22 protein-coding genes and 1 tRNA gene are annotated in these 20,857 nt (G+C 70.9%); 13 read left to right on the forward strand and 10 right to left on the reverse strand.

Annotated elements, in window-relative coordinates; genetic code table 11:
- Window positions 1-63: 63 nt before the first annotated feature.
- A complete protein-coding gene (locus tag EUA06_RS14335) occupies window positions 64-561 on the forward strand; it encodes a thioesterase family protein (protein ID WP_129476967.1) in 498 nt (165 codons plus the stop codon).
- A 72-nt stretch (window positions 562-633) separates the two neighbouring features.
- A tRNA-Arg gene (locus EUA06_RS14340) sits at window positions 634-706 on the forward strand.
- A gap of 10 nt (window positions 707-716) precedes the next feature.
- Here the strand turns inward: EUA06_RS14340 and EUA06_RS23065 are convergent.
- Both EUA06_RS23065 and EUA06_RS23070 read right to left on the reverse strand, forming a co-directional pair.
- Entirely contained in the window at window positions 717-1,613 is an 897-nt protein-coding gene (locus EUA06_RS23065) for an LCP family protein (RefSeq protein ID WP_242498164.1), read from the reverse strand.
- Entirely contained in the window at window positions 1,610-2,200 is a 591-nt protein-coding gene (locus EUA06_RS23070) for a hypothetical protein (protein WP_165354401.1), read from the reverse strand. The genes EUA06_RS23065 and EUA06_RS23070 overlap by 4 nt, the downstream gene beginning before the upstream one ends.
- A 157-nt stretch (window positions 2,201-2,357) precedes the next feature.
- Here EUA06_RS23070 and EUA06_RS14350 point away from each other — a divergent pair, with 157 nt between their 5' ends.
- Together EUA06_RS14350 and EUA06_RS22490 are read left to right on the forward strand one after the other, a co-directional pair.
- Window positions 2,358-6,176 (forward strand): multifunctional oxoglutarate decarboxylase/oxoglutarate dehydrogenase thiamine pyrophosphate-binding subunit/dihydrolipoyllysine-residue succinyltransferase subunit, encoded by a 3,819-nt coding sequence (locus EUA06_RS14350; protein WP_277985674.1) that lies wholly within the window; start codon window positions 2,358-2,360, stop codon window positions 6,174-6,176.
- A 12-nt stretch (window positions 6,177-6,188) separates the two neighbouring features.
- On the forward strand, window positions 6,189-6,365 hold the full coding sequence (locus EUA06_RS22490) for a DUF6104 family protein (protein WP_165354402.1): 177 nt from the start codon (window positions 6,189-6,191) through the stop codon (window positions 6,363-6,365).
- Here EUA06_RS22490 and EUA06_RS14355 read toward each other — a convergent pair.
- Together EUA06_RS14355 and EUA06_RS14360 are read right to left on the reverse strand one after the other, a co-directional pair.
- On the reverse strand, window positions 6,362-7,483 hold the full coding sequence (locus EUA06_RS14355) for a fatty acid desaturase family protein (RefSeq protein ID WP_129476971.1): 1,122 nt from the start codon (window positions 7,481-7,483) through the stop codon (window positions 6,362-6,364). The genes EUA06_RS22490 and EUA06_RS14355 overlap by 4 nt on opposite strands.
- Window positions 7,484-7,496: 13 nt before the next feature.
- The gene (locus EUA06_RS14360; RefSeq protein WP_129476973.1) at window positions 7,497-8,585 is read right to left on the reverse strand and encodes a ferredoxin reductase; all 1,089 of its coding nucleotides are present in this window, start codon (window positions 8,583-8,585) and stop codon (window positions 7,497-7,499) included.
- 110 nt (window positions 8,586-8,695) lie between these two features.
- Here EUA06_RS14360 and EUA06_RS14365 point away from each other — a divergent pair, with 110 nt between their 5' ends.
- Complete coding sequence (locus EUA06_RS14365) at window positions 8,696-9,343, forward strand: TetR family transcriptional regulator (RefSeq protein WP_129476975.1); 648 nt, start codon at window positions 8,696-8,698, stop codon at window positions 9,341-9,343.
- The gene (locus tag EUA06_RS14370) at window positions 9,340-9,861 is read left to right on the forward strand and encodes a nitroreductase family deazaflavin-dependent oxidoreductase (protein WP_129476977.1); all 522 of its coding nucleotides are present in this window, start codon (window positions 9,340-9,342) and stop codon (window positions 9,859-9,861) included. Before EUA06_RS14365 ends, EUA06_RS14370 begins: the two co-directional genes overlap by 4 nt.
- On the opposite strand, the gene EUA06_RS14375 is transcribed toward EUA06_RS14370, so the two are convergent.
- Genes EUA06_RS14375 through EUA06_RS14385 form a run of 3 tightly spaced genes read right to left on the reverse strand, consistent with a single transcriptional unit; the run spans window position 9,858 to window position 11,973 of the window.
- Window positions 9,858-10,559, reverse strand: a complete 702-nt coding sequence (locus EUA06_RS14375; protein WP_129476979.1) for an SDR family oxidoreductase — start codon at window positions 10,557-10,559, stop codon at window positions 9,858-9,860. The two genes, EUA06_RS14370 and EUA06_RS14375, sit on opposite strands and share 4 nt — an antisense overlap.
- A complete protein-coding gene (locus EUA06_RS14380) occupies window positions 10,556-11,524 on the reverse strand; it encodes a zinc-binding dehydrogenase (protein ID WP_129476981.1) in 969 nt (322 codons plus the stop codon). Before EUA06_RS14380 ends, EUA06_RS14375 begins: the two co-directional genes overlap by 4 nt.
- 26 nt (window positions 11,525-11,550) lie before the next feature.
- Window positions 11,551-11,973 (reverse strand): DUF3592 domain-containing protein, encoded by a 423-nt coding sequence (locus EUA06_RS14385; protein ID WP_129476983.1) that lies wholly within the window; start codon window positions 11,971-11,973, stop codon window positions 11,551-11,553.
- Window positions 11,974-12,057: 84 nt separating this feature from the next.
- On the opposite strand from EUA06_RS14385, the gene EUA06_RS14390 reads away from it, so the two are divergent.
- Genes EUA06_RS14390 through EUA06_RS14400 form a run of 3 tightly spaced genes read left to right on the forward strand, consistent with a single transcriptional unit; the run spans window position 12,058 to window position 14,925 of the window.
- A complete protein-coding gene (locus EUA06_RS14390; RefSeq protein WP_129476985.1) occupies window positions 12,058-13,299 on the forward strand; it encodes a GNAT family N-acetyltransferase in 1,242 nt (413 codons plus the stop codon).
- A gap of 45 nt (window positions 13,300-13,344) precedes the next feature.
- Complete coding sequence (locus EUA06_RS14395) at window positions 13,345-14,556, forward strand: D-arabinono-1,4-lactone oxidase (protein ID WP_129476986.1); 1,212 nt, start codon at window positions 13,345-13,347, stop codon at window positions 14,554-14,556.
- 15 nt (window positions 14,557-14,571) lie between these two features.
- Complete coding sequence (locus tag EUA06_RS14400; protein WP_129476988.1) at window positions 14,572-14,925, forward strand: hypothetical protein; 354 nt, start codon at window positions 14,572-14,574, stop codon at window positions 14,923-14,925.
- Window positions 14,926-14,928: 3 nt separating this feature from the next.
- Here the strand turns inward: EUA06_RS14400 and EUA06_RS14405 are convergent, their stop codons facing one another.
- From EUA06_RS14405 to EUA06_RS14415, 3 genes are read right to left on the reverse strand one after another with little or no spacing between them, the layout of a single operon-like run.
- Window positions 14,929-16,536 (reverse strand): alpha-amylase family glycosyl hydrolase, encoded by a 1,608-nt coding sequence (locus EUA06_RS14405; protein ID WP_129476990.1) that lies wholly within the window; start codon window positions 16,534-16,536, stop codon window positions 14,929-14,931.
- Window positions 16,536-17,711 (reverse strand): NAD(P)-dependent malic enzyme, encoded by a 1,176-nt coding sequence (locus EUA06_RS14410; protein WP_129476992.1) that lies wholly within the window; start codon window positions 17,709-17,711, stop codon window positions 16,536-16,538. The genes EUA06_RS14405 and EUA06_RS14410 overlap by 1 nt, the downstream gene beginning before the upstream one ends.
- A gap of 20 nt (window positions 17,712-17,731) precedes the next feature.
- Complete coding sequence (locus tag EUA06_RS14415) at window positions 17,732-18,073, reverse strand: S24 family peptidase (protein WP_129476994.1); 342 nt, start codon at window positions 18,071-18,073, stop codon at window positions 17,732-17,734.
- Between the two features lie 50 nt (window positions 18,074-18,123).
- Here EUA06_RS14415 and sodN point away from each other — a divergent pair, with 50 nt between their 5' ends.
- The 4 genes from sodN (at window position 18,124) to EUA06_RS14435 (ending at window position 20,857) form a co-directional block, all read left to right on the forward strand.
- Window positions 18,124-18,525, forward strand: a complete 402-nt coding sequence (gene sodN / locus EUA06_RS14420; protein ID WP_129476995.1) for a superoxide dismutase, Ni — start codon at window positions 18,124-18,126, stop codon at window positions 18,523-18,525.
- 82 nt (window positions 18,526-18,607) lie between these two features.
- The gene (locus EUA06_RS14425; RefSeq protein WP_129476997.1) at window positions 18,608-19,564 is read left to right on the forward strand and encodes an SDR family NAD(P)-dependent oxidoreductase; all 957 of its coding nucleotides are present in this window, start codon (window positions 18,608-18,610) and stop codon (window positions 19,562-19,564) included.
- A 43-nt stretch (window positions 19,565-19,607) separates the two neighbouring features.
- Window positions 19,608-20,027, forward strand: a complete 420-nt coding sequence (locus tag EUA06_RS14430; RefSeq protein WP_129476999.1) for an ATP-binding protein — start codon at window positions 19,608-19,610, stop codon at window positions 20,025-20,027.
- On the forward strand, window positions 20,024-20,857 hold the full coding sequence (locus EUA06_RS14435; protein ID WP_129477001.1) for an RNA polymerase sigma factor SigF: 834 nt from the start codon (window positions 20,024-20,026) through the stop codon (window positions 20,855-20,857). Before EUA06_RS14430 ends, EUA06_RS14435 begins: the two co-directional genes overlap by 4 nt.

The following is a 20,857-nucleotide window of genomic DNA, read 5'->3' on the forward strand; positions in this document are numbered from 1 at the left end:
CTATCGGCGGCCCACCCGTGCGACCGAACCGATATCGAGCGGTGACCACTAGGGTTCCCCTCTGTGACGACGCACCCGACCTACGACCAGCTGATCGACCTCCCGGCCTACGTGGAGCAGCCGGTGCCGATGCCCTTCGAGGACATCAACGGCCACCTCAACGTCCGCCACTACATCGGCATCGCCAGCGAGGGCCTCGACGAGTCGCTCGTCGAGGTCGGGATCCCGACGATGTGGCCGCTGACCCACGGGCAGGCGTGCTTCACCGCCGAGCACCACGTGACCTACCTCAACGAGCTGCGCACCGGGGACGAGATGTCGGCCCGTGTCCGCCTGCTCGGGCGCTCCGAGCGCGCCGGCCACGCGCTGGTCTACCTGCTCGACCACACCCACCAGCAGGTGGCGTGCGTGGTCGAGGAGGTCTTCCTCCACATCGACCTCGAGACCCGTCGTACGGCGCCGTGGCCGCAGGAGATCGCGGACGCGATGGACGCCCGGGTCGCCGAGCACGCCGCGCTCGCCTTCGAGTCCCCCACCTCGGGATCGCTCGGCCTGCGCTGAGGTTCCAGCCGGTTGGGTGACCACGTCGGACGACCGGTAGTCTTCAGCGCGCATCGGCTCAGGCCGGTGCGGGCCTCCGTAGCTCAGGGGATAGAGCACTGGTTTCCGGTACCAGGTGCCGCAGGTTCGAATCCTGCCGGAGGCGCCCAGATTCTTCAGCAGTGCCGCAACGCAGCGTCGGTGCGCGCCTCGCGGCCGAGCCGCCGGGCCTGGGCGACATCGGGGAAGACCACGCTCGCGGCGCCGACGAACCCGATCCGGCCGCGGACCACGCAGGTGGTGATCTTGCGGGGGTCGACCTGGGCGACGGCCTGCGCGAGCTCGAAGAGCTCGGCGGGCGAGGCGTTGGTCGCCATGTGCTCCAGGACTGTCATCACGCCGCGCTCGATGAAGCCGGGCCTCGATGCCTGCGAGCGGATCCGGGCGTGGATGCCGCGCAGCGTGCGCTGCTGGTTCGCCGAGCGGTCGAAGTCGCCCCCGGCCAGGCCGTAGCGGATGCGGGAGAAGGCCATCGAGTTGTAGCCGTCGAGGTGGATCCGGCCCTTCGCGAACCCCTCCTTCTTGAGGTTGGGGTCGGAGAACCGGCGCGGGTTGGTGACGGTGATGCCGCCGATGTCGTCGACCATGTCCTCGAAGAACGGGAAGCGCGTCACCATCACGTAGTCGGGCTCGATGCCGATGAGGTTGCGCATCGCGCCCGCCATGCCCTGCGGGCCGGCGAAGTAGAGGGCGGCGTTGATCTTCTCGCGACCGTGGCCGGGGATGCTGACCCACGAGTCGCGGGGCACGCCGATCGCCGTGGCCGACCCGGTGCGGGTGTTGATGCCGACCAGCTGGAGTGCGTCGCCGCGTGCGCGCCGCATGTCCTGACCGGGACGCGCGTCCGAGCCGATGGCGAGGATCCAGACGACGTCCGATCCCCCGACCGCGACGCCCTGGGCGTGCCGGATCTTGACCAGGCTGACGTCGGTCGGCTGCACGGTCGACTGGGGTACGACGACCGCGGTGACCGCCAGGACGGCGGCCAGGGCGAGTGCCCGGAGACCCTTCACTTCGATCCCTTCGCGACGTCGTAGCCGAAGATCCGCCAGGCGCCCCGCTTGCGGATGAGGAACAGGCGGCCGCGGACGGTCGTGGTCGCGGCCCTGTCCCCGCTGCTGTCGAACCGCAGGACGACGTGGGCCGTCACGGTGCGCGCCTGCTTGCCGGTGGCGAGGATGTCGAGCGACACCACCTTGCGGGTCGCGCTCACGGAGTCGATGTGCGGGCCCCGGGTCTGGTTGGTCAGGAGTGCCTTGTCGCTGCGAGCGCGCTTCTCGGCACCGGCGGTGAAGCCGGGGAACGCGGACGGGAAGGAGCTGCGGGGGTAGGTGCCCCCGAGGTAGGCGGCGTCCCACCAGCGGTCGACGACCTTGCCCACCTGCAGGCGCACGGCCTTGCGACGCGCGTCGGGCAGCCGGCCGTGGACCCGGTGGATCCTGGCCGTCGTCGGCACCGGCGGGTGCGCGGCGAGACTGGCCTGCGCGTCGTTGCGGCTGATCCGCTCGGGCGAGGCCGACGGGTCCGAGCCGGACGTGCAGGCAGTGCCGGTGAGGGCGAGGACGACAGCGAGCGCGAGGCCCGCACAGCGGCGTGGCATGGGAACTCCGGGGCCAAATACGACAATGACTAGTGGTGTGGTCGACACCATGCCTCACGAGGCGAGCCCGGCCCTGCATTTGCGTGCGTGTGCGACTAGCCTTGTCGACGAGTTGTCCATCACTCGCGCGAAGAGATCTGGAAGAGGCGAAAGAAGCGTGGCGCAGTCCCCGAACGGGCAGTCCGGCAACCAGTCCTCGGTTGCACCGTCATCTGACCTGGGAGCCAACGAGTGGCTCGTGGAGGAGATGAAGGAGCAGTACGACAAGGACCCCGCGAGCGTGGGCCCGGAGTGGGCGACCTACTTCGGCAACGGGAGCGCTCCGGCGCCCGCCGCGCAGAAGGCACCCGCGCAGGCAGCCGCGAAGGCACCCCAGAAGGCACCTGAGAAGGCTGCCGTCGCCGCCGCGCCGAAGCAGGAGACGAAGCCCGCCGCGAAGCCCGCCGAGCAGGCAGCCGAGAAGCCCGCCGAGGGCTCCGCCCCCAAGTCGAACGCGAAGTCCACGCCGCGCCCGGCCGCCGCAGCCGACGAGCCCGCCAAGGGCACCAGCACCCCGGTCGCCAAGGACCCCAAGCCCACCACCCCCGCGCAGTCGAGCGACGCCCCGACCTACACGGTCCTGCGCGGCGCGCCCGCCCGCACCGCCGCCAACATGGACGCCTCGCTGTCGGTGCCGACCGCCACCTCGGTGCGCTCGGTGCCGGTGAAGCTGCTGTGGGACAACCGCACGGTGATCAACAACCACCTCGCCCGCGCCCGCGGCGGCAAGGTGTCCTTCACGCACCTCATCGGCTACGCCCTCGTCAAGGCGCTGCGCTCGATGCCGGAGATGAACGTCGGCTACGAGGTCGTGGACGGCAAGCCCAACCTCGTCATCCCGGCCCACATCAACCTCGGCCTCGCGATCGACATGAAGAAGCCCGACGGCACCCGCCAGCTGCTGGTGCCGAGCATCAAGGGCGCCGAGGCGATGGACTTCGCCGCGTTCTGGACGGCCTACGAAGACGTGGTCCGCAAGGCCCGCGACAACAAGCTCACCGTCGCCGACTTCCAGGGCACCACGATCTCGCTGACCAACCCCGGCGGCATCGGCACCGTGCACTCGGTGCCGCGCCTGATGGCGGGCCAGGGCGCGATCATCGGCGTCGGCGCGATGGAGTACCCGCCGGAGTGGCAGGGCGCCTCCGACGAGGCGATCAACCGCAACGCCATCAGCAAGGCGATGACGCTCACCTCGACCTACGACCACCGCGTCATCCAGGGCGCTCAGTCGGGTGAGTTCCTCAAGCGCGTCCACGGCCTGCTGCTCGGCGAGAACGAGTTCTACGACGAGATCTTCCGCTCGCTGCGGATCCCCTACGAGCCGATCCGCTGGTCGCGCGACGTGGTCGCCAGCCACGACGACGACATCGTCAAGCAGGCGCGCATCCTCGAGCTGATCCACGCCTACCGGGTCCGCGGCCACCTGATGGCCGACACCGACCCGCTGGAGTACCGCCAGCGCAGCCACCCCGACCTCGAGGTGGAGTCGCACGGCCTGACGCTGTGGGACCTCGACCGCGAGTTCGCGACCGGCTCGTTCGGCGGCGAGGGCCGGCGCTTCATGAAGCTGCGCAACATCCTCGGCATCCTGCGCGACTCCTACTGCCGCACCACCGGCATCGAGTACATGCACATCATGGATCCCGAGCAGCGCAAGTGGATCCAGGAGCGGGTCGAGCAGCCGCACGTGAAGCCGCCCCGCGAGGAGCAGCTGCGCATCCTGCTCAAGCTCAACCAGGCCGAGGCGTTCGAGACGTTCCTCCAGACGAAGTTCGTCGGGCAGAAGCGCTTCAGCCTCGAGGGTGGCGAGACGACCATCCCGCTGGTCGACGAGATCTGCGAGGCCGCCGCCGAGGCGGGCCTCGACGAGGTCACGATCGGGATGGCCCACCGCGGCCGGCTCAACATGCTCGCCAACATCGTCGGCAAGAAGTACAGCCAGATCTTCCGCGAGTTCGAGGGCAACATCGACCCGCGTACGGTCCAGGGCTCGGGCGACGTGAAGTACCACCTCGGCGCCGAGGGCGAGTTCGTGGCTGGCTCGGGCGACAAGATCAAGGTGTCGGTCGCGGCGAACCCCTCGCACCTCGAGGCGGTCAACCCGGTGCTCGAGGGCATCGCGCGCGCCAAGCAGGACATCCTCAACAGGGGCGCCGAGTACCCCGTCCTGCCGCTGCTCGTGCACGGCGACGCGGCCTTCGCCGGCCAGGGCGTGGTGGCCGAGACGCTCAACCTGTCGCAGCTGCGCGGCTACCGCACCGGCGGCACCGTGCACGTCGTCATCAACAACCAGGTCGGGTTCACCACCTCGCCCGGCTCGTCGCGCTCCTCGCTCTACGCCACCGACGTGGCGCGGATGGTGCAGGCGCCGATCTTCCACGTCAACGGCGACGACCCCGAGGCCTGCATCCGCGTGGCCCGGCTGGCCTTCGACTACCGCCAGGCGTTCAACAAGGACGTCGTCATCGACCTCGTCTGCTACCGCCGCCGCGGCCACAACGAGGGCGACGACCCGTCGTACACCCAGCCGCTGATGTATGACCTGATCGAGCAGAAGCGCTCGGTGCGCAAGCTCTACACCGAGTCGCTCATCGGTCGTGGCGACATCACGATCGAGGAGGCCGAGCAGGTCCTCAAGGACTACCAGCTGCAGCTCGAGCGGGTGTTCACCGAGGTCCGCGAGGCCAGCTCCGAGGCCCCGACCGAGTGGACGACGGTCCCGGACTACCCGGACAAGCCGGCCGGCGACTTCTCGACCGCGGTGACCCCGGAGGTCCTGAAGCGGATCGCGGACAGCTACGTCACCCCGCCGGACGACTTCACGGTCCACCCCAAGGTGATGCCGCAGCTGCAGCGCCGCTCGGCCGCGATCACCGAGGGACCGATCGACTGGGGCACCGGCGAGATCCTCGCCTTCGGCTCGCTGCTCATGGACGGTCGCCCGGTGCGGCTGGCCGGTCAGGACTCGCGCCGCGGCACGTTCGTCTCGCGGTTCGCCACGATCATCGACCGGGTCAACGCCGACGAGTGGACGCCGCTGACGAACCTCACCGAGGACCAGGCGAAGTTCCACGTCTACGACTCGCTGCTCTCGGAGTACGCCGCTCTCGGGTTCGAGTACGGCTACTCCGTCGCGCGGCCCGAGGCGCTCGTCCTCTGGGAGGCGCAGTTCGGCGACTTCGTCAACGGCGCGCAGACCGTCATCGACGAGTTCATCTCCGCGGGCGAGACCAAGTGGCGCCAGCAGTCCGGTGTCGTCCTGCTCCTCCCCCACGGCTACGAGGGCCAGGGTCCCGACCACAGCTCGGCGCGCATCGAGCGGTTCCTGACGATGTCGGCCGAGGACGCGATGGTCGTCGCGCAGCCCTCGACGCCGGCGTCGTACTTCCACCTGCTGCGTCGTCACTCGCTCGGCGAGGAGCACCGCCCCCTCATCGTCTTCACGCCGAAGTCGATGCTCAAGCGCAAGGAGGCGGCCTCCCAGCCGGCCGACTTCGTCGGGGACACCACGTTCCGCCCGTTCATCGGCGACGCCGACGCGGACGCCTCGCAGATCGAGACGCTGATCATGTGCTCGGGCCGCGTGACGTGGGACCTGATGGTCGACCGGGCCAAGCGCGACAACGGCGCGAAGTTCGCGATCGCCCGCATCGAGCGGCTCTACCCGAACCCGGTCGACGAGATCAAGGCCGAGGTCGCGAAGTACCCGAACCTCAAGGCGATCCGCTGGGTGCAGGACGAGCCGCGCAACATGGGCCCGTGGCCGCACTTCCAGCTCAACGTGTGGCCGCAGCTCGACCTCACGGTCGAGCCGGTCACCCGGATCGCGTCCGCCGCCCCGTCCGTCGGCACGGTGAAGCGCCACGTGGAGGAGCAGAAGGCGCTCCTCGACGCGGCGTTCGAGTCGCCGCGCGGTCGCGGCGACGACTACTGAGCCGAGGCTGCGGTGTACTTCACCGATCGGGGCATCGAGGAGCTCGAGCGACGCCGGGGTGACGAGGAGGTCACCCTGGCGTGGCTCGCCGAGCAGCTCCAGGCGTTCGTCGACGCCCACCCGGACTTCGAGATCCCGGTCGAGCGGCTGGCCACCTGGCTGGCCCGCCTCGACGACCCCGAGGACTAGGCCGCGAGCGGCTCCTGGGCCACGGCCTCGGCAGCAGGCGACGTACGCCGGTCCGGCAGGGCGAGGCGGCAGATCTTCCTCGCCACGCTGGCGAGCTGCTTGCGCAGCGGACCGGTCGTGTAGGCGATCCCGTAGCGCTCGCAGATCTCCTGCACCTCGGTCGCGATCATCGGGTAGCGCCGCGCCGGCAGGTCCGGGAAGAGGTGGTGCTCGATCTGGTGGCTGAGGTTGCCCGACAGGACGTGGAACAGCGGACCGCCGGAGATGTTGGCCGAGCCGAGCACCTGGCGGTAGTACCAGTGGCCGCGGGTCTCGGTGCCGTCCGGACCGTCCGCGCACTCCTCGGTGCTGAACGTCTCCGCGCCGGCCGGGAAGTGGCCGCAGAAGATGATGTTGAACGCCCAGACGTTGCGGATGAGGTTGGCGGCCGCGTTGCCGGCGAGGGTCAGCGGGAAGAACGGGCCGGTGAGCGCCGGGAACAGGACGTAGTCCTTGAGCGCCTGGCGGCGCACCTTGCGCATGATCCCGGCGTGGAGGGCCTTGTTCTCCTCGAGCTTGCGGGTGCCCTTGACGATGTTCTCGACCTCGAGGTCGTGCATCGCGACGCCCCACTCGAAGAACACCATCAGCAGGAACGCGTACACCGGGTTGCCGAGGTAGTAGGGGTGCCACTTCTGGTCCTCGTCCATCCGGAGGATGCCGTAGCCGATGTCACGGTCCTTGCCGAGGATGTTGGTGAACGTGTGGTGGATGTAGTTGTGGGAGTACTTCCACTGCTCGCCCGGGCACACGTTGTCCCAGTCGTAGATGCGCGAGTTGAGGTGCGGGTCGCCCATCCAGTCGTACTGGCCGTGCATCACGTTGTGGCCGATCTCCATGTTCTCGATGATCTTGGAGAGCGACAGCGCGGCGACGGCGAGCGGCCAGGCCGGCGGCAGGTAGAACAGCGCACGGCCGAGCACCTCGAGCTGCTGCTGGCGCTTGACGACGTCGCGGATGTAGGCCGCGTCGTCCTCGCCCAGGTCGGCGAGGATCCGCTGGCGCAGGTCGTCCATCTCGCGGCCGAAGGCCTCGAGCTGCTCGGGGGTCAGTCGGGCGTGGTGGGTCTTGGTGGTCATGGGAGGTCCTTCCTCACAGGTCGACGACGCAGTCGCCGACGGGGGCGGAGACACAGATCTGGATGTCCTCGTCGGGGAGCGAGGACTCGGTGCCGGTGAGCACGTTGCGCACGGTGCCCTCGGTCTTGCGTGCGGTGCAGGAGAAGCAGATGCCCATCCGGCAGCCGAAGACGGGCGTGAGGCCCGCCTCCTCGGCCTGCTCGAGGATCGAGGCACCGGAGTTGGCGACCTGCCGGTCGGTGTCGGCGAAGGTCAGGTCACCCTCGGCCGCACCGCTGGAGGTGGTCGGCGGCTTGAAGAGCTCGAGCCGCAGCCGCGGGTTGTCGACGTACGCCGCCCGCACGAGCTCGAGCATCCCGGCCGGGCCGCAGGCCCAGGTGTCGATGTCGCGATAGCCGGGGACGAGGCGACGGAGCTCGAGCTCGTTGAAGACGGCGTCGCCGTGCCGCAGGTGGACGGTCACGCCGTTGTCGTCGGCGGCGATCCGCTCCAGCTCCTCGGCGAAGATCTGGTCCTCGGGCGAGCGGGCGTAGTGGAGGAACGTGACGGGGCGCCCGGCGCGGCCGTCGTAGCCGTCACGAAGCAAGGTGCGCACCATCGACATCGCCGGCGTGATGCCCGAGCCGCCGGTGATGAACAGCAGCGGGTCGATGCCCGGTGTGGCCGGGCTGACCGGCAGGGTGAAGTCGCCCTGTGCCTGCGACAGGTGGAGCAGCTGGCCCGGCTCTGCGTCGACGAGGTACTTGCTGACCTGGCCCTCGGCGTGCGAGCGGATGGTCAGGGTGAACTCCTCCCCCGCGCCCGAGGCTGCCGACGAGATCGAGAAGCAGCGTGTCATCCGGCGGGCCGAGCCCGGCAGGTCGAGCCCGACCTGGACGTACTGGCCGGCGCGGTGGCCGCGCCAGGTCGCGGTGGGCTGGACGGTGAGCGTGGCGACGGGGGCGCCGGCGGTCTCGGTCTCGCGGTGCACGGCGACGACGCGGCCGCGCACGTCGTGCGCCGCCCACATCGGGTTCACCCGTGAGAGGTAGTGGTCGACACCGTGCGGCGACGTGAGCGCGGCGACGGTGCGTGAGCGGGCGATCGTCGAGAGGACGGTCATGCCGACTCCTTTCAGTGAACGTCTGTTCACTCAAGTGTTGCGGAGCCTCTCTGGGCCGTCAACGCACCTGCCGGGTGATCCCGCCCACTCGGCCGCACTACGATCACGCCATGGCGGACGGCCCGGCAGACGCGAGCGAGTCGCGCGCGGAGCGCAAGGAGCGCACGCGCCGGGCCATTCTCGACGCCGCGCTCGCCCTGGCTGCGGACTCCAACCTCGCGGCGATCTCGCTCCGCCAGGTCGCCAAGCAGGTCGGCGTCGTGCCGACCGCGTTCTACCGCCACTTCGGATCGCTCGAGCTCCTCGGCCTGGCCCTGGTCGACGAGAGCTTCCGGTCGCTGCGGCTGATGCTGCTCGACGTGTGGCGGCACGCGCCGGAGTACCGCGACTTCATCGACGGCTCGCTGCCGATCGTGGCTCAGCACGTGCGGGAGAACCGCTCCCACTACGCCTTCATCGCCCGCGAACGGACCGCCGGGCCGCCCCGCGTGCGCGAGGCGATCCACCACGAGATCGCCCTCATCACCCGCGAGCTCTCGACCGACATCGCGCGCACCGGCGCCGCCGAGCAGTACTCCACCCACGACATCGGCCTCCTCTCCGACCTGATCGTCTCCTTCGTCGTGACGATGGCCGAGCGGCTCGTGGAGGACCCCGACTCCGAGGAGCGCACGCTTGCCGAGGCGCGCACCCAGCTCCGGATGCTGCTGGTCGGCGCGCTCAACTGGCGCTCGCGCGAGCCCGGAGGCGGGGCATGACCGGCCTGGCCGCCGACCTCGGATACAGCCACCACTCTGCCAACCCGCTGCACCGGTTGGTCCGGTGGGGAGCCGGCACCCGTCCGGGCGGCTGGCTCTTCTCGCACTCGCTGCGCCGGATGGACGACGTCGTGGGCCGGCTGACGAAGGGCCGCCACAGCGCGCCCAGCCTGCTGGCCGGGCTGGCGGTCGTCGACGTGACGACGACCGGGCGCAAGTCTGGCCAACGACGCACGAGCCACCTGATTGCGACGCCGTACGCCGGCACGCTCGCCCTGCTCGGCACCAACTTCGGCCAGCCCGCCACCCCTGCCTGGGTGCTCAACCTCGAGGCCGACCCGCGCGCGACGGTGACCTATCGCGGCACCTCGCGCGAGGTGACGGCCCGTCCGGCGACACCGAGCGAGACCGACGAGGTGTTCGCGCTGGCGGGCGAGTTCTACCCCGGCTACCTCAACTACCGCGAGCGCGTCGGCGAGAGCCGGCGGATCCGGGCGTTCGTGCTCGAACCGGTCTAGGCGCCCGGCCCCGGTCGCACCCTGACGTCCGGGATCGTCGCGTCGGCCGGCAGGTCGAGGACGTGCAGGATCGTGCCGGCGACGGTCTCGGCAGTGGCCCACTGCGAGGCGTCGTAGTCCCGCCCCTCCTGCTCGTGCACCTTCTGCTGCATCGGGGTGGCCGTGCGGCCGGGGTAGATGCTGGTGACCCGCACACCGTGGTCGGCCTCCTCCTCGCGCAGCGCGTCGGCGAAGGCCTTCAGTCCGTGCTTCGAGGCGGCGTACGCCGACCACTCGGCGTTGGCGGTGAGACCGGCCGACGAGTTCACGAGCACCACCGTCCCGCGTCCCTGCCGCAGGTGCGGGAGCAGCTCGCGGGTGAGCACGGCGGGTGCCACCAGGTTGACGGCGAGCTGCTCGTCCCAGTCGGCGAGCCGCAGCCGGTCGACCCGACCGAGCTCGATGGCCCCCGCGACGTGGACGAGGGAGTCGACCGGGCCGTCGACCTGACGGCCGATCCCGTTGAGCGTGCCCGGGTCGGCGAGGTCCGCCACCAGCACCTGCGCGCCGGCGAAGGTGTCCGCGAGCTCGCCGGCGCGAGCCTCGCTGCGCGCCAGCAGGACGAGCTCGTCGCCGCGGTCCGCCAGGTGGCGCGCCAGGGCGAGCCCGATGCCCGAGCCCGCACCGGTGACGACGTGCTTCACCGGCTGGTGCGTCATCGTGTGAAGACGATCTTGCCGAACACGTCGCCCTCGGCCATCGCGGCGAACCCGTCCTTCGCCCGGTCCATCGGGATCGCGCGGTCGACGAGCGGCCGGGCACCGGTGGCGTCGAGGAACTTCACGAGGGCGTCGAGCTCCCCGCGGGTGCCCATCGTCGAGCCGATGATCGAGAGCTGCTTGAAGAACACGTGGGTCAGGCCCGCGTCGGCGACGTCGGGACCCGACGTCGTACCGCTGATGACGATGCGGCCGCCCGGCCGCAGCGAGCGGATCGAGTGGGTCCAGGTCGCCTTGCCGACGGTCTCCATCACCGCGTCGACCCTGACCGGCAGCCGGGCGCCGGACTCGAAGACGTCGTGGGCGCCGAGCTCGCGGGCGCGGTCGCGCTTGGCCTCGTCACGGCTGGTGGCGAGCACGGTGAGGCCGGCAGCCCGGCCGAGGGTGATGAGCGCGGTCGCGACGCCACCCCCCGCGCCCTGGACGAGGATCGTCTCGCCCGGCTTGCAGGCTCCCTGCACGAAGAGCATCCGGTAGGCCGTCAGCCACGCAGTGGGCAGGCACGCCGCCTCCTCGAAGGACAGCGACGCGGGCTTCGGCACCAGGTTGCGGCGCGGCACGATGACCTGGTCGGCGAAGGTGCCCTGATGGCGCTCGGAGAGCAGCGAGCGACCGGGGTCGTCGGCCTCGTCGCCGGTCCAGTGCGGGTCGCCGATCACGCCGTGCACGACGACCTCGTTGCCGTCCTCGTCGAGGCCCGCGGCGTCGCACCCGAGGATCATCGGCAGCGACTCCTCGCGCAGCCCGACACCGCGCAACGACCAGAGGTCGTGGTGGTTGAGGCTGGCCGCCTTCACCGTGACGGTCGCCCACCCGTCGGGGGCCTCCGGAGCGGGCCGCTCGCCCACCACCAGGCCGCTCAGCGGGTCGTCGAAGGAGAAGGTCTCGGCGTAGACGGCGAACATGCCTCGACCCTAGCGAGTGCCCGTTCTCAGCCGGACAGCCATCCGGCGAGGCTCATCAGCACGAGGGCCACACCGCACGCGGTGCCGATGACGAAGATCGCCAGCTCCCCCGCCAGGGGCGTCACCACCTCACTCCTCGCGGGCTCGTCTGAGGCGTAGCGGATCTGCAGCTTGCTCTTGCGCTTCGGCTTGCCGAACCACGGCGAATCGACTCCCATGTGCTGCTGTCCGTGCGCGTCGGTGTAGTGGTAGTTGACGAAGGTGCCACCACCCGTGCCCGTGGCCGAGGCCTGCCGCGTCTGGACCTTGCCGACGGTGGCCTCGGTGACGACCCACGTCCGGCGATTCCGGAAGACCAGCAGCAGGTACTTGAACATGAAGGCGATGAGGAGGACGCCGCACACTGCGGTGACCCATCCCCATCCGATGTCAGCGAGCGGTTCCGGCACGGCGTCACCCTAGATCGCCGCCCGCATGACACGGCCGGTCGAAACGCCGTTGCCATCGCTCGAGGAGAACTGTTGGGTTGCCGGATGAGCATCGACGTACGTCCCTCGGAGGACGCCGACAAGTACCTCGCGACCGACCAGCTCGTCTGGTTCGGCGAGGTCACCGACGCCGACGCCCACCACCTGCGGCTCGGGTTGCCCGAGGACCAGCGGTTCGTGGTCGACCTGCCCGACGGTCCGGAGGACCACCACGCCGGCATCTACGGCGTACGTCCGATGGAGATGTCGCTGCCCGGCGGCGCCGTCGTCCCGATCGCCGGCCTGACGTGGGTCGGGGTGCATCCCGACTCGCGGCGACGTGGCGTGCTGTCCGCGATGATGACCGACCACCTCACCCGCACCCGCGAGGCCGGGACGGCGATCTCGGCGCTGCACGCCAGCGAGGCCGCGATCTACGGCCGCTACGGCTACGGCATGGCGGTGCTGACCCACCAGGTCGACCTCGGCCGCGGCACCACCTTCACCGCGCCGCACCTCGAGGACGAGGTCGCCGGCATCACGACCCACCTCGTCACGATGTCCGATGCCGGCGTGGCCGAGCGGATGCGCGCCTGCCAGGTCGCTCACGCGGGCGACTTCCCCGGCACGATCATCGGCTCTCCCGACTTCTTCTCGCTCCTCACCCTCGAGATCCCCGAGAACCTGCGCGACAAGGAGCGGCGACGCGTCATCTTCGCCCGCCGCGGCGGGGAGGACGTCGGCTTCACCGGCCTGCGCCGCGAGCACAAGTGGGAGAGCGCCCGTCCGTCGGGCACCGTCGTGGTCGGCACCTTCACCGGCGGACCCGCAGCCCGCCTGGCCCTGGCCCGCCGCGTCGTCGACCTCGACCTGATGGGCACCACCAAGCTGGAGAACATCGGCGCCGACGACCCGCTGCTCGGCTGGGTCGGCGGCCCGCGCGGCACCGGCGACATCAAGACGTGGGACAGCACCTGGGTCCGCCTCGTCGACCTGGAGGCCGCCTGGCCGCTGCGCACCTACGAGACCGACTGCGACGTCGTGGTCGAGGTCGAGGACCGCTACGCACCGTGGAACGCCGGTCGCTGGCGACTGACCGCCACCTCCGGGGCCGGGCAGGCAGCACGCACCGACGCGGAGCCCGACGTCACCCTCGACGTCGCCGTCCTGGGCGCGGGCCACCTCGGCCACTCGACCGGCGGCCTGCTCCGTGCCGGCCTGGTCCGCGAGCACCGCGCGGGTGTGTACGCCGAGCTCGCGCGCGCCATGCGCACGACGTTGGAGCCGGAGCCGTCGATCGGCTTCTGAGCAGGTCCGTTGACGGCGGGTCCGCTGCTGGACAGGCTGACCCCCATGACCTGGACCAACTGGGTGGGCAACCAGAGCTTCTCGCCCGCCACGACCGCCACTCCCCGCGACGAGGACGAGGTCGTCGCCCTCGTGAAGGAGGCGGCCGGCCGCGGGCAGGGAGTACGAGTCGCCGGCGCCGGGCACTCGTTCACGCCGGTCGTCCAGACCGACGGGCTGCTGCTCGACGTGTCCGCGATGCGTGGCGTCGTCGGCACGGACCGAGCGGCGAAGCGGGCGACCGCGCTGCCCGGGACGCTGATCCGCGACTTCTACGAGCCGTTGTGGGCCGACGGGCTGGCGCTGCGCAACCAGGGCGACATCGACACCCAGCAGATCGCGGGCGCGGTGGCGACGGGCACGCACGGCTCCGGCACCGGCTACACCAGCCTGTCCGGCGTCGTGCGCGGCGTACGCCTCGTGACCGGGACCGGCGAGGTCCGCGAGATCGGCGAGGACGAGCCCGACCTCCTCCACGCCGCCCAGGTCTCGGTCGGGATGCTCGGCGTCGTCACGCAGCTCGAGCTCGAGGTCACCGACGCCTACCGGCTGCGCGAGCACGTCAGCCTCCGGTCGTGGGACGACGTGATGGGCGACTGGGACCGGCTCGTCGCGGAACACCGGCACTTCGGGATGTTCTGGCTGCCGACCGAGGAGTCGGGCGCGCTCTACAACCTCGACGGGCACGGCGAGCGGCTCCAGGACCAGTGCTACGTCAAGGTCTACGACGAGGTCGGGCCGGAGGTGCCGGACGACGACACCGCCGGGCGCCGCGTGGACCGGTGCTACCGGATCTTCCCGATGGTCTACGACCCCAACTTCCACGAGCTGGAGTACTTCATCGCGCTCGACCGGGCCCCCGAGGCCCTGACCGCGATGCGCGAGCTCATGCTCCGCAGCCTCCCCGACTCGATCTACCCGCTCGAGGTGCGCACGGTCGGTCCCGACGAGGCCTTCCTCTCCTCGCAGTACCGCACCCCCACGGTCGTCATCTCGGTCTCCGGCACCCCCGGCACCGACTACTGGGCCTACCTGCGCGCGGTCGACGACCTCCTCGCCGGGTTCGACGCCCGGGTGCACTGGGGCAAGCTCCACTTCCTGACACCCGAGCGCCTCCACGCGCACTACCCCCGCGCCGACGACTTCATCGCCATCCGCCGCGAGCTCGACCCGCAGGGCATGTTCCTCAACGACCACCTGCGTCCCCTCTTCGAGTAGGCGCATACTCGGGTCATGCGCAGGTCGCGGGCGGCACTGGTGGTGGGTGTCCTCGTCGTGCTCGTGGCCTTCGCCTACGGCGTCGAGAACCGGGCCTCCACCACGGTCGCGGGCCAGCGGGTCGACTGCGGGTCCGCCATCTCCGCGTCATGGCTCGTTTCCGGGACCGACTCGACGCGCATCGCCGTGCCGGTGACGGCCTCCGAGAGCGACGTGATGGCTGCCTGCGACACGGTGGTCCAACGAGCCCGGATCGGCGTCCTGTCGACGATGACCGCCGGCGCCCTGCTCGCACTCGTCGGGTGGACCGCGATGCGCGAGGGGCGCGGCCCCCGGCGCGCCGGACGACCCGAAGTCCGTTCTGCCTGAGGCTCAGACGAGCTCGAGCACTCCGTAGCCGAACCCCTCGACGCGTACGCCGGACCCGGACACGACGACGCCACGTCCCAGCAGCAACCGGGCACCTGCGAGCCCGGGCACGTCTGCCGTGGCCGGCTCGCGCCTCGGGTTGACCACCACGACGTGGGAGTCGCCGCGACGCCACGTGAACGGGTAGCCCTCGTGCAGGACGGTCGTCGGCGCGCGGCCGCCGAGTGCCGGCGTCGAGCGGCGCAGCGCGACCAGTCGTCTCACCAGGTGCAGCGTCGAGGCGGGATCCTCCTCCTGGGCCTTCACGGTCGGCCGGTCGGGCGACGGGTCGATCGGCAGGTAGAGGTCACTCGCCGCGGCCGTGGAGAAGCCGGCGTTGGGCGAGTCGTCCCACTGCATCGGCGTACGGCACCCCGACCTGTTGTAGAGCGGGTTGCAGATCGATCCCTCGACGTCCGGCAGGCCCGGCAGGTAGCGCATGCCGATCTCGTCGCCGTAGTAGAGCGAGGGCACCGTGCCCCACGTGAAGAGGAAGGTGAGCGCGGCGCCGAGCTCCTCGGGCGTGCGCGGATCTGTGCGCAGCCGGCTGAAGTCGTGGTCGGCGGTGCCGAGCAGCACCGGACGACTCGGGTCCCCGGCCTTCGCTGCCGCCCACCCGTCGAGGAACGTGCGGGTGCTGCCGAGGCCGTCGGCGTGGAAGAAGGCGTGCCCCGAGGGTTGGAACGGCAGGATGCCCGCGCCGCCGTTGTCGAAGAGACTGGCGTGCTCGGCGTGGATGACGAGCATGAAGTCGGCGTCGAACCCCAAGGCCGCGCCGGTGCGCGGCTCCTTGCCCTCCGGGATCAGCACGGCGTCGGGATGGGCGCTCGCCAGCCAGCCCTGGAGGTCGCGCCACACCTGCGTCGCGGCCACCGCCCCGGCGTTCTTGCCTCGGTCGTCCTTCACCAGGGAGAACGCCATGTCGACCCGGAAGCCCGCGACGCCACGGCTCAACCAGAAGTCCAGCACCTCGCGCAGCATCAGCTTGTTGCGGGTCGGGCCGGGGTCGTCGACGGCATCGCGCCACGGCTCGTCGTCGGGGGTGGCGGTCCAGCCGAAGTTGAGCGCAGGCTGCTCGTCGTAGAAGTTCTTGAGGTACCACCCCGGACGAGGTCCCGGCGACCGGACCCACGCCGGCGTGCCCGGGACGTCCGAGTCCCACGCCCACGCCGGGAGGTCCTCGCACCAGACGTAGCGGTCGCCCTCGGGGCTCGGGCCGTCCGCGTGCAGCTCGGCCTGGAACCACGGGTGCTCGATCGACGTGTGACCGGCCACCAGGTCGAGCAGCACCCGGATGCCGCGCTCACGCGCCGCCTCGACCAGCTCGACGAGGCCCGCGTTGGTCCCGTAGCGCGGGGCGACCTGCAGGTAGTCCGACACGTCGTAGCCCGCGTCCACGAAGGGCGAGGCGAAGCACGGGTTGAACCACAGGGTGTCGACACCCAGCGACTCGATGTGGTCGAGCCGGTCGATGACTCCTCGCAGGTCGCCGATCCCGTCGCCGTCCGAGTCTGCGAAGGACTGCGGGTAGATCTCGTAGACGACCGCGTCGGCCAGCCAGTCCCCGGCCATCAGCGGCGGGCGACCCCGTCGGCCCGGGCCGCAGCGGCGACGGCCTCGCGGACGGCACCCGGGACGCGGGGGTCGAACGGCGAGGGGATGACGAGGTCCTCGCGCAGGTCGTCGCCGACGAGCTCGGCGAGGGCGGTGGCCGCGGCGACCTTCATCCCCTCGGTGATCGCGGTGGCGTGGACGTCGAAGGCGCCGCGGAAGATGCCCGGGAAGGCGAGCACGTTGTTGATCTGGTTGGGGTAGTCGGAGCGGCCGGTGGCCACGACGCGGGCGTACTTGTGGGCGAGGTCGGGGTGCACCTCGGGCGTCGGGTTGGCCAGGCCGAAGATGATCGCCTCCGGCGCCATCGAGGCCACGATCTCCTCGGGCACCTGCCCGCCGGAGACGCCGATGTAGACGTCGGCGCCGGCCATCACGTCGGCCAGGGTCCCGCTGCGGCCGACGACGTCGGCAGTGTCACGGGCGAGCGCCGCCTTGACCGGCGTCAGGTCCGAGCGCGTCGAGCTCAGCACGCCCTGCCGGTCGAGCACGGCGATGTCGCGCACGCCGGCCTCGAGCAGGATGCGGGCCACGGCGACACCTGCGGCGCCGGCGCCCTGCACCACGACGCGTACGGTCGCCGCGTCCCGACCGGTCAGGCGCAGCGAGTTGGTGAGCGCCGCGAGCGCCACGACCGCGGTGCCGTGCTGGTCGTCGTGGAAGACGGGGATGTCGAGGCGCTCCTTGAGCCGCGCCTCGATCTCGAAGCAGCGCGGTGCGGAGATGTCCTCGAGGTTGATGCCACCGAAGCTCGGCGCCAGTCGCACGACGGTCTCGATGATCTCCTCGACATCGGTCGTGTCGAGGCACAGCGGCACCGCGTCCACCCCGCCGAACTGCTTGAAGAGCACGGCCTTGCCCTCCATCACCGGCATCGCGGCGGCCGGCCCGATGTCACCGAGCCCGAGCACCGCCGTGCCGTCGGTGACGATGGCGACGGTGTTGGGCACCCACGTGTAGTGCTGGGTCATCGACGGGTCGGCGGCGATCGCCTCGCAGACCCGGGCCACGCCCGGGGTGTAGGCGAGCGACAGCTCCTCCGGCCCGGTGAGCGCCACGGTCGACACCGTCTCCATCTTGCCGCCGACGTGGAGGTCGAAGACGGGGTCGCCGGCGTGCGGGTGCGGTGTGGCCATGGCCGCGATACTGGCACAGCTCAGGGGCGCAAGAGCCTGCGTCCCAGACGTGGGGAAGGCCACACCCGCAGCCGTACGACGCCCAGGACCTGGTCCTCGGCGACCGGTCCGCGGTGCCGCGAGTCGATGCCCTCGCCGGGGTTGTCGCTCACCAGCCACCAGCCCGCCCCGCCCGTGCGCGTACGCCGCTCCTCCCCCGCTCGCTTGACCGCCAGCGTCCCGTCCGGGAACCGCGCCACGACCAGGTCGCCGGGCCGGACGCGAGCGCCGTACGTCACGAGCAGCCGGTCACCGTCGCGGAGCGTGGGGAGCATCGAGCGCCCACCCACCCGGGCGAGACCCCACTGACCCGCTCGTTCCACGCGGAGTAGTGTCGCAGGAGAGCAATTCGCCGACGTTCGAGAGGTTGCACATGCTTCGCACTTTCTTCGCCCCGACCATCGAGGTCTCCGCCCACTGCGACCTGCCCTGTGGTGTCTACGACCCCGCCCAGGCCCGCATCGAGGCCGAGTCGATCAAGGCGATCATCGCCAAGGTCGCCGACAACGACGACCCCGACTTCCGCACCCGCGCGATCCTCATCAAGGAGCAGCGCTCGGAGCTCGTCAAGCACCACCTGTGGGTGCTGTGGACCGACTACTTCAAGCCCCCGCACTTCGAGAAGTACCCGCAGCTCCACACCCTCGTGAACGAGGCCACCAAGCTGGCCGGTGCCTCCGGCACCAAGGGCGAGCTCGACGCCGGCAAGGCCGACGAGCTGCTCGCCAAGATCGACGAGATCGCCGAGATCTTCTGGGAGACCAAGAAGGCTTGAGCCCTTCTTGCTCCATCGGACCCGGTTGCCCCCGCGGCAGCCGGGTCCGCCCCATTTCCCGACCTTCCCCACCGGAGCACCCATGACCCGCATCACCACCCCCTTCGACGCCACGAGCACGGCTGCGGACGTGGTTGCCGGCCTCGACCTGTCCGGCCGCCACGCCCTGGTCACGGGGGGCGCCGCCGGCATCGGGCTGGAGACCGCTCGCGCGCTGGCCGGGGCGGGCTCCGCGGTCACGCTGGCCGTGCGCGACACCGGCGCGGGTCGTACGGCTGCGCGCTACATCGCGGAGAGCACGGGCAACGACAGGGTGCAGGTCCGCGAGCTCGACCTGGCCGACCTCAGGTCCGTGCGGGCCCTCGTCGCCAGGTGGGACGAGCCGCTCCACGTCCTGGTGAACAACGCCGGGATCATGGCCAGCCCCGAGGCGTACACCGCGCAGGGCTGGGAGCTCCAGCTCGCCACCAACCACCTCGGGCACTTCGCGCTGGCGCTCGGTCTCCACGACGCGCTCGCGGCCGCGGACGACGCCCGCGTGGTGGCGGTGAGCTCGAGCGGCCACGGCAACGCGCCCGTCGACTTCGACGATCTCTTCTTCGACCGACGGCCCTACGACGCGGGCATCGCCTACGGCCAGTCGAAGACCGCCAACGTGCTGTTCGCCGTCGAGGCCCACCGTCGCTGGGCCGGGGACGGCATCACCACCAACGCGCTGATGCCCGGCGGGGTCTGGACCGGCCTCCAGCAGCACTGGGACGCCGCGACCCTCGAGGCCACGAAGGCGCAGGTCCCCGCGACCGACGCCTCCGGCATGGGCGTGAAGACTCCCGAGCAGGGCGCCGCCACGTCGGTGCTCCTCGCCACCTGGCCCGGACTCAGGGGGATGGGCGGGCGCTACTTCGAGGACTGCCACGAGGCGGAGGTCGTCGACCAGGTGCGCGACGGCCTGCACGGCGTGTGCGGCTACGCCCTGGACCCCGAGGCGGCCGAGCGCCTCTGGGCGGTGTCGACCTCATTGGTGACCGACGCCGACTAAGGTGTCGGCCAGCACATCAGCCGAGGACGGGACGCAGACGCAGATGTCAGAGAACACCGGGGACCATCGCGCCGACGTCGAGCTCCGCCTGCCCGCCGAGGGCGCCTACGCCACCGTCGTACGCACCACTGCCGCCGGCCTCGCCGCGCGCCTCGACTTCACGATCGACGACATCGAGGACCTGCGCATCGCGATCGGCGAGGCCACGGCACTCGCGATCCCGGCCGCCGACCCGGGCACCGACCTCGTCGCCTGCTTCTTCTTCGGCCGGGGCTCGATGAGGGTCACCCTCGAGGTGGAGGCGATGGAAGACCCGCCTCTCGACACCGAGAGCTTCGCCTGGCAGGTGCTCGACACGATGGCGCAGGACGCGAGAGCCGGATCGGAGGCGGGGCGCTTCACGGTGGGATTCACGGTGGCGTCCCAGGTCACGGAGGGAACGGGTGCCGGGTCGCTGACATGAGCGCACTCACGGGGGAAGGGGCGGCGGGGGCCGCCGAGCACCGCACGATCGACGAGGTCGCGACGGGCGGGGTGGATCTGCTGCGCGCCCGCAGCGCGGAGCTCTTCACGGTCCTGCGCGACGACGACACGTCCACGGCCGAGCGGTCGGTGGCTCGCGACGACCTGGTGCACCTGCACATGTCGCTCGTCGAGCACTGCGCGCGCCGCTTCCGCAACCGGGGCGAGCCGTTCGAGGACCTGGTCCAGGTCGGCACGATCGGGCTGATCAAGGCCGTCGACCGTTTCGAGACCGACCGCGGCGTGGAGTTCTCGACCTATGCCACGCCGACGGTCATCGGGGAGATCAAGCGACACTTCCGCGACAAGGGGTGGGCGATCCGGGTCCCGCGGCGCCTGCAGGAGCTGCGGATGCAGATCGGCGGCGCGACCGGCGAGCTCACCCAGAAGCTGGGCCGATCCCCCACGCCCCGCGAGCTCGCCGAGGTCATCGGCTGCACGGTGGAGGAGATCATGGAGGGCATCGAGTCCTCCCACGCCTACGCCACGCTGTCGCTCGACGCCTCCGACGACAACGACGACGGGCCCCCGGCGATGCTCGCCACGCTCGGCATCGAGGACGCCAACATCGAGCACGTCGAGGTCCGCGAGTCCATCAAGCCACTGCTCGAGGGCCTCGGCGAGCGCGAGAAGCGCATCCTGCTGCTGCGCTTCTTCAAGAACATGACGCAGTCGCAGATCGCCGAGGAGATCGGCGTCTCGCAGATGCACGTGTCCCGCCTGCTGACCCGCACGCTCGCCCAGCTGCGTACGTCGCTGGAAGCCGACTAG

The sequence above is a fragment of the Nocardioides glacieisoli genome, from assembly GCF_004137245.1.
Taxonomy (GTDB): domain Bacteria; phylum Actinomycetota; class Actinomycetes; order Propionibacteriales; family Nocardioidaceae; genus Nocardioides; species Nocardioides glacieisoli.

What these genes read in the sequence shown, in the direction of transcription:
- EUA06_RS14360 (WP_129476973.1), bottom strand. Translation starts at nt 8,585, where the DNA reads ATGACCGTCCTCTCGACGATCGCCCGCTCACGCACCGTCGCCGCGCTC.
- EUA06_RS14355 (WP_129476971.1), bottom strand. Translation starts at nt 7,483, where the DNA reads ATGACCACCAAGACCCACCACGCCCGACTGACCCCCGAGCAGCTCGAG.
- EUA06_RS14400 (WP_129476988.1), top strand. Translation starts at nt 14,572, where the DNA reads ATGCGCAGGTCGCGGGCGGCACTGGTGGTGGGTGTCCTCGTCGTGCTC.
- EUA06_RS14370 (WP_129476977.1), top strand. Translation starts at nt 9,340, where the DNA reads ATGACCGGCCTGGCCGCCGACCTCGGATACAGCCACCACTCTGCCAAC.
- EUA06_RS14390 (WP_129476985.1), top strand. Translation starts at nt 12,058, where the DNA reads ATGAGCATCGACGTACGTCCCTCGGAGGACGCCGACAAGTACCTCGCG.
- EUA06_RS14435 (WP_129477001.1), top strand. Translation starts at nt 20,024, where the DNA reads ATGAGCGCACTCACGGGGGAAGGGGCGGCGGGGGCCGCCGAGCACCGC.
- EUA06_RS14425 (WP_129476997.1), top strand. Translation starts at nt 18,608, where the DNA reads ATGACCCGCATCACCACCCCCTTCGACGCCACGAGCACGGCTGCGGAC.
- EUA06_RS23070 (WP_165354401.1), bottom strand. Translation starts at nt 2,200, where the DNA reads ATGCCACGCCGCTGTGCGGGCCTCGCGCTCGCTGTCGTCCTCGCCCTC.
- sodN (WP_129476995.1), top strand. Translation starts at nt 18,124, where the DNA reads ATGCTTCGCACTTTCTTCGCCCCGACCATCGAGGTCTCCGCCCACTGC.
- EUA06_RS14395 (WP_129476986.1), top strand. Translation starts at nt 13,345, where the DNA reads ATGACCTGGACCAACTGGGTGGGCAACCAGAGCTTCTCGCCCGCCACG.
- EUA06_RS14375 (WP_129476979.1), bottom strand. Translation starts at nt 10,559, where the DNA reads ATGACGCACCAGCCGGTGAAGCACGTCGTCACCGGTGCGGGCTCGGGC.
- EUA06_RS14405 (WP_129476990.1), bottom strand. Translation starts at nt 16,536, where the DNA reads ATGGCCGGGGACTGGCTGGCCGACGCGGTCGTCTACGAGATCTACCCG.
- EUA06_RS14380 (WP_129476981.1), bottom strand. Translation starts at nt 11,524, where the DNA reads ATGTTCGCCGTCTACGCCGAGACCTTCTCCTTCGACGACCCGCTGAGC.
- EUA06_RS14410 (WP_129476992.1), bottom strand. Translation starts at nt 17,711, where the DNA reads ATGGCCACACCGCACCCGCACGCCGGCGACCCCGTCTTCGACCTCCAC.
- EUA06_RS14365 (WP_129476975.1), top strand. Translation starts at nt 8,696, where the DNA reads ATGGCGGACGGCCCGGCAGACGCGAGCGAGTCGCGCGCGGAGCGCAAG.
- EUA06_RS14430 (WP_129476999.1), top strand. Translation starts at nt 19,608, where the DNA reads ATGTCAGAGAACACCGGGGACCATCGCGCCGACGTCGAGCTCCGCCTG.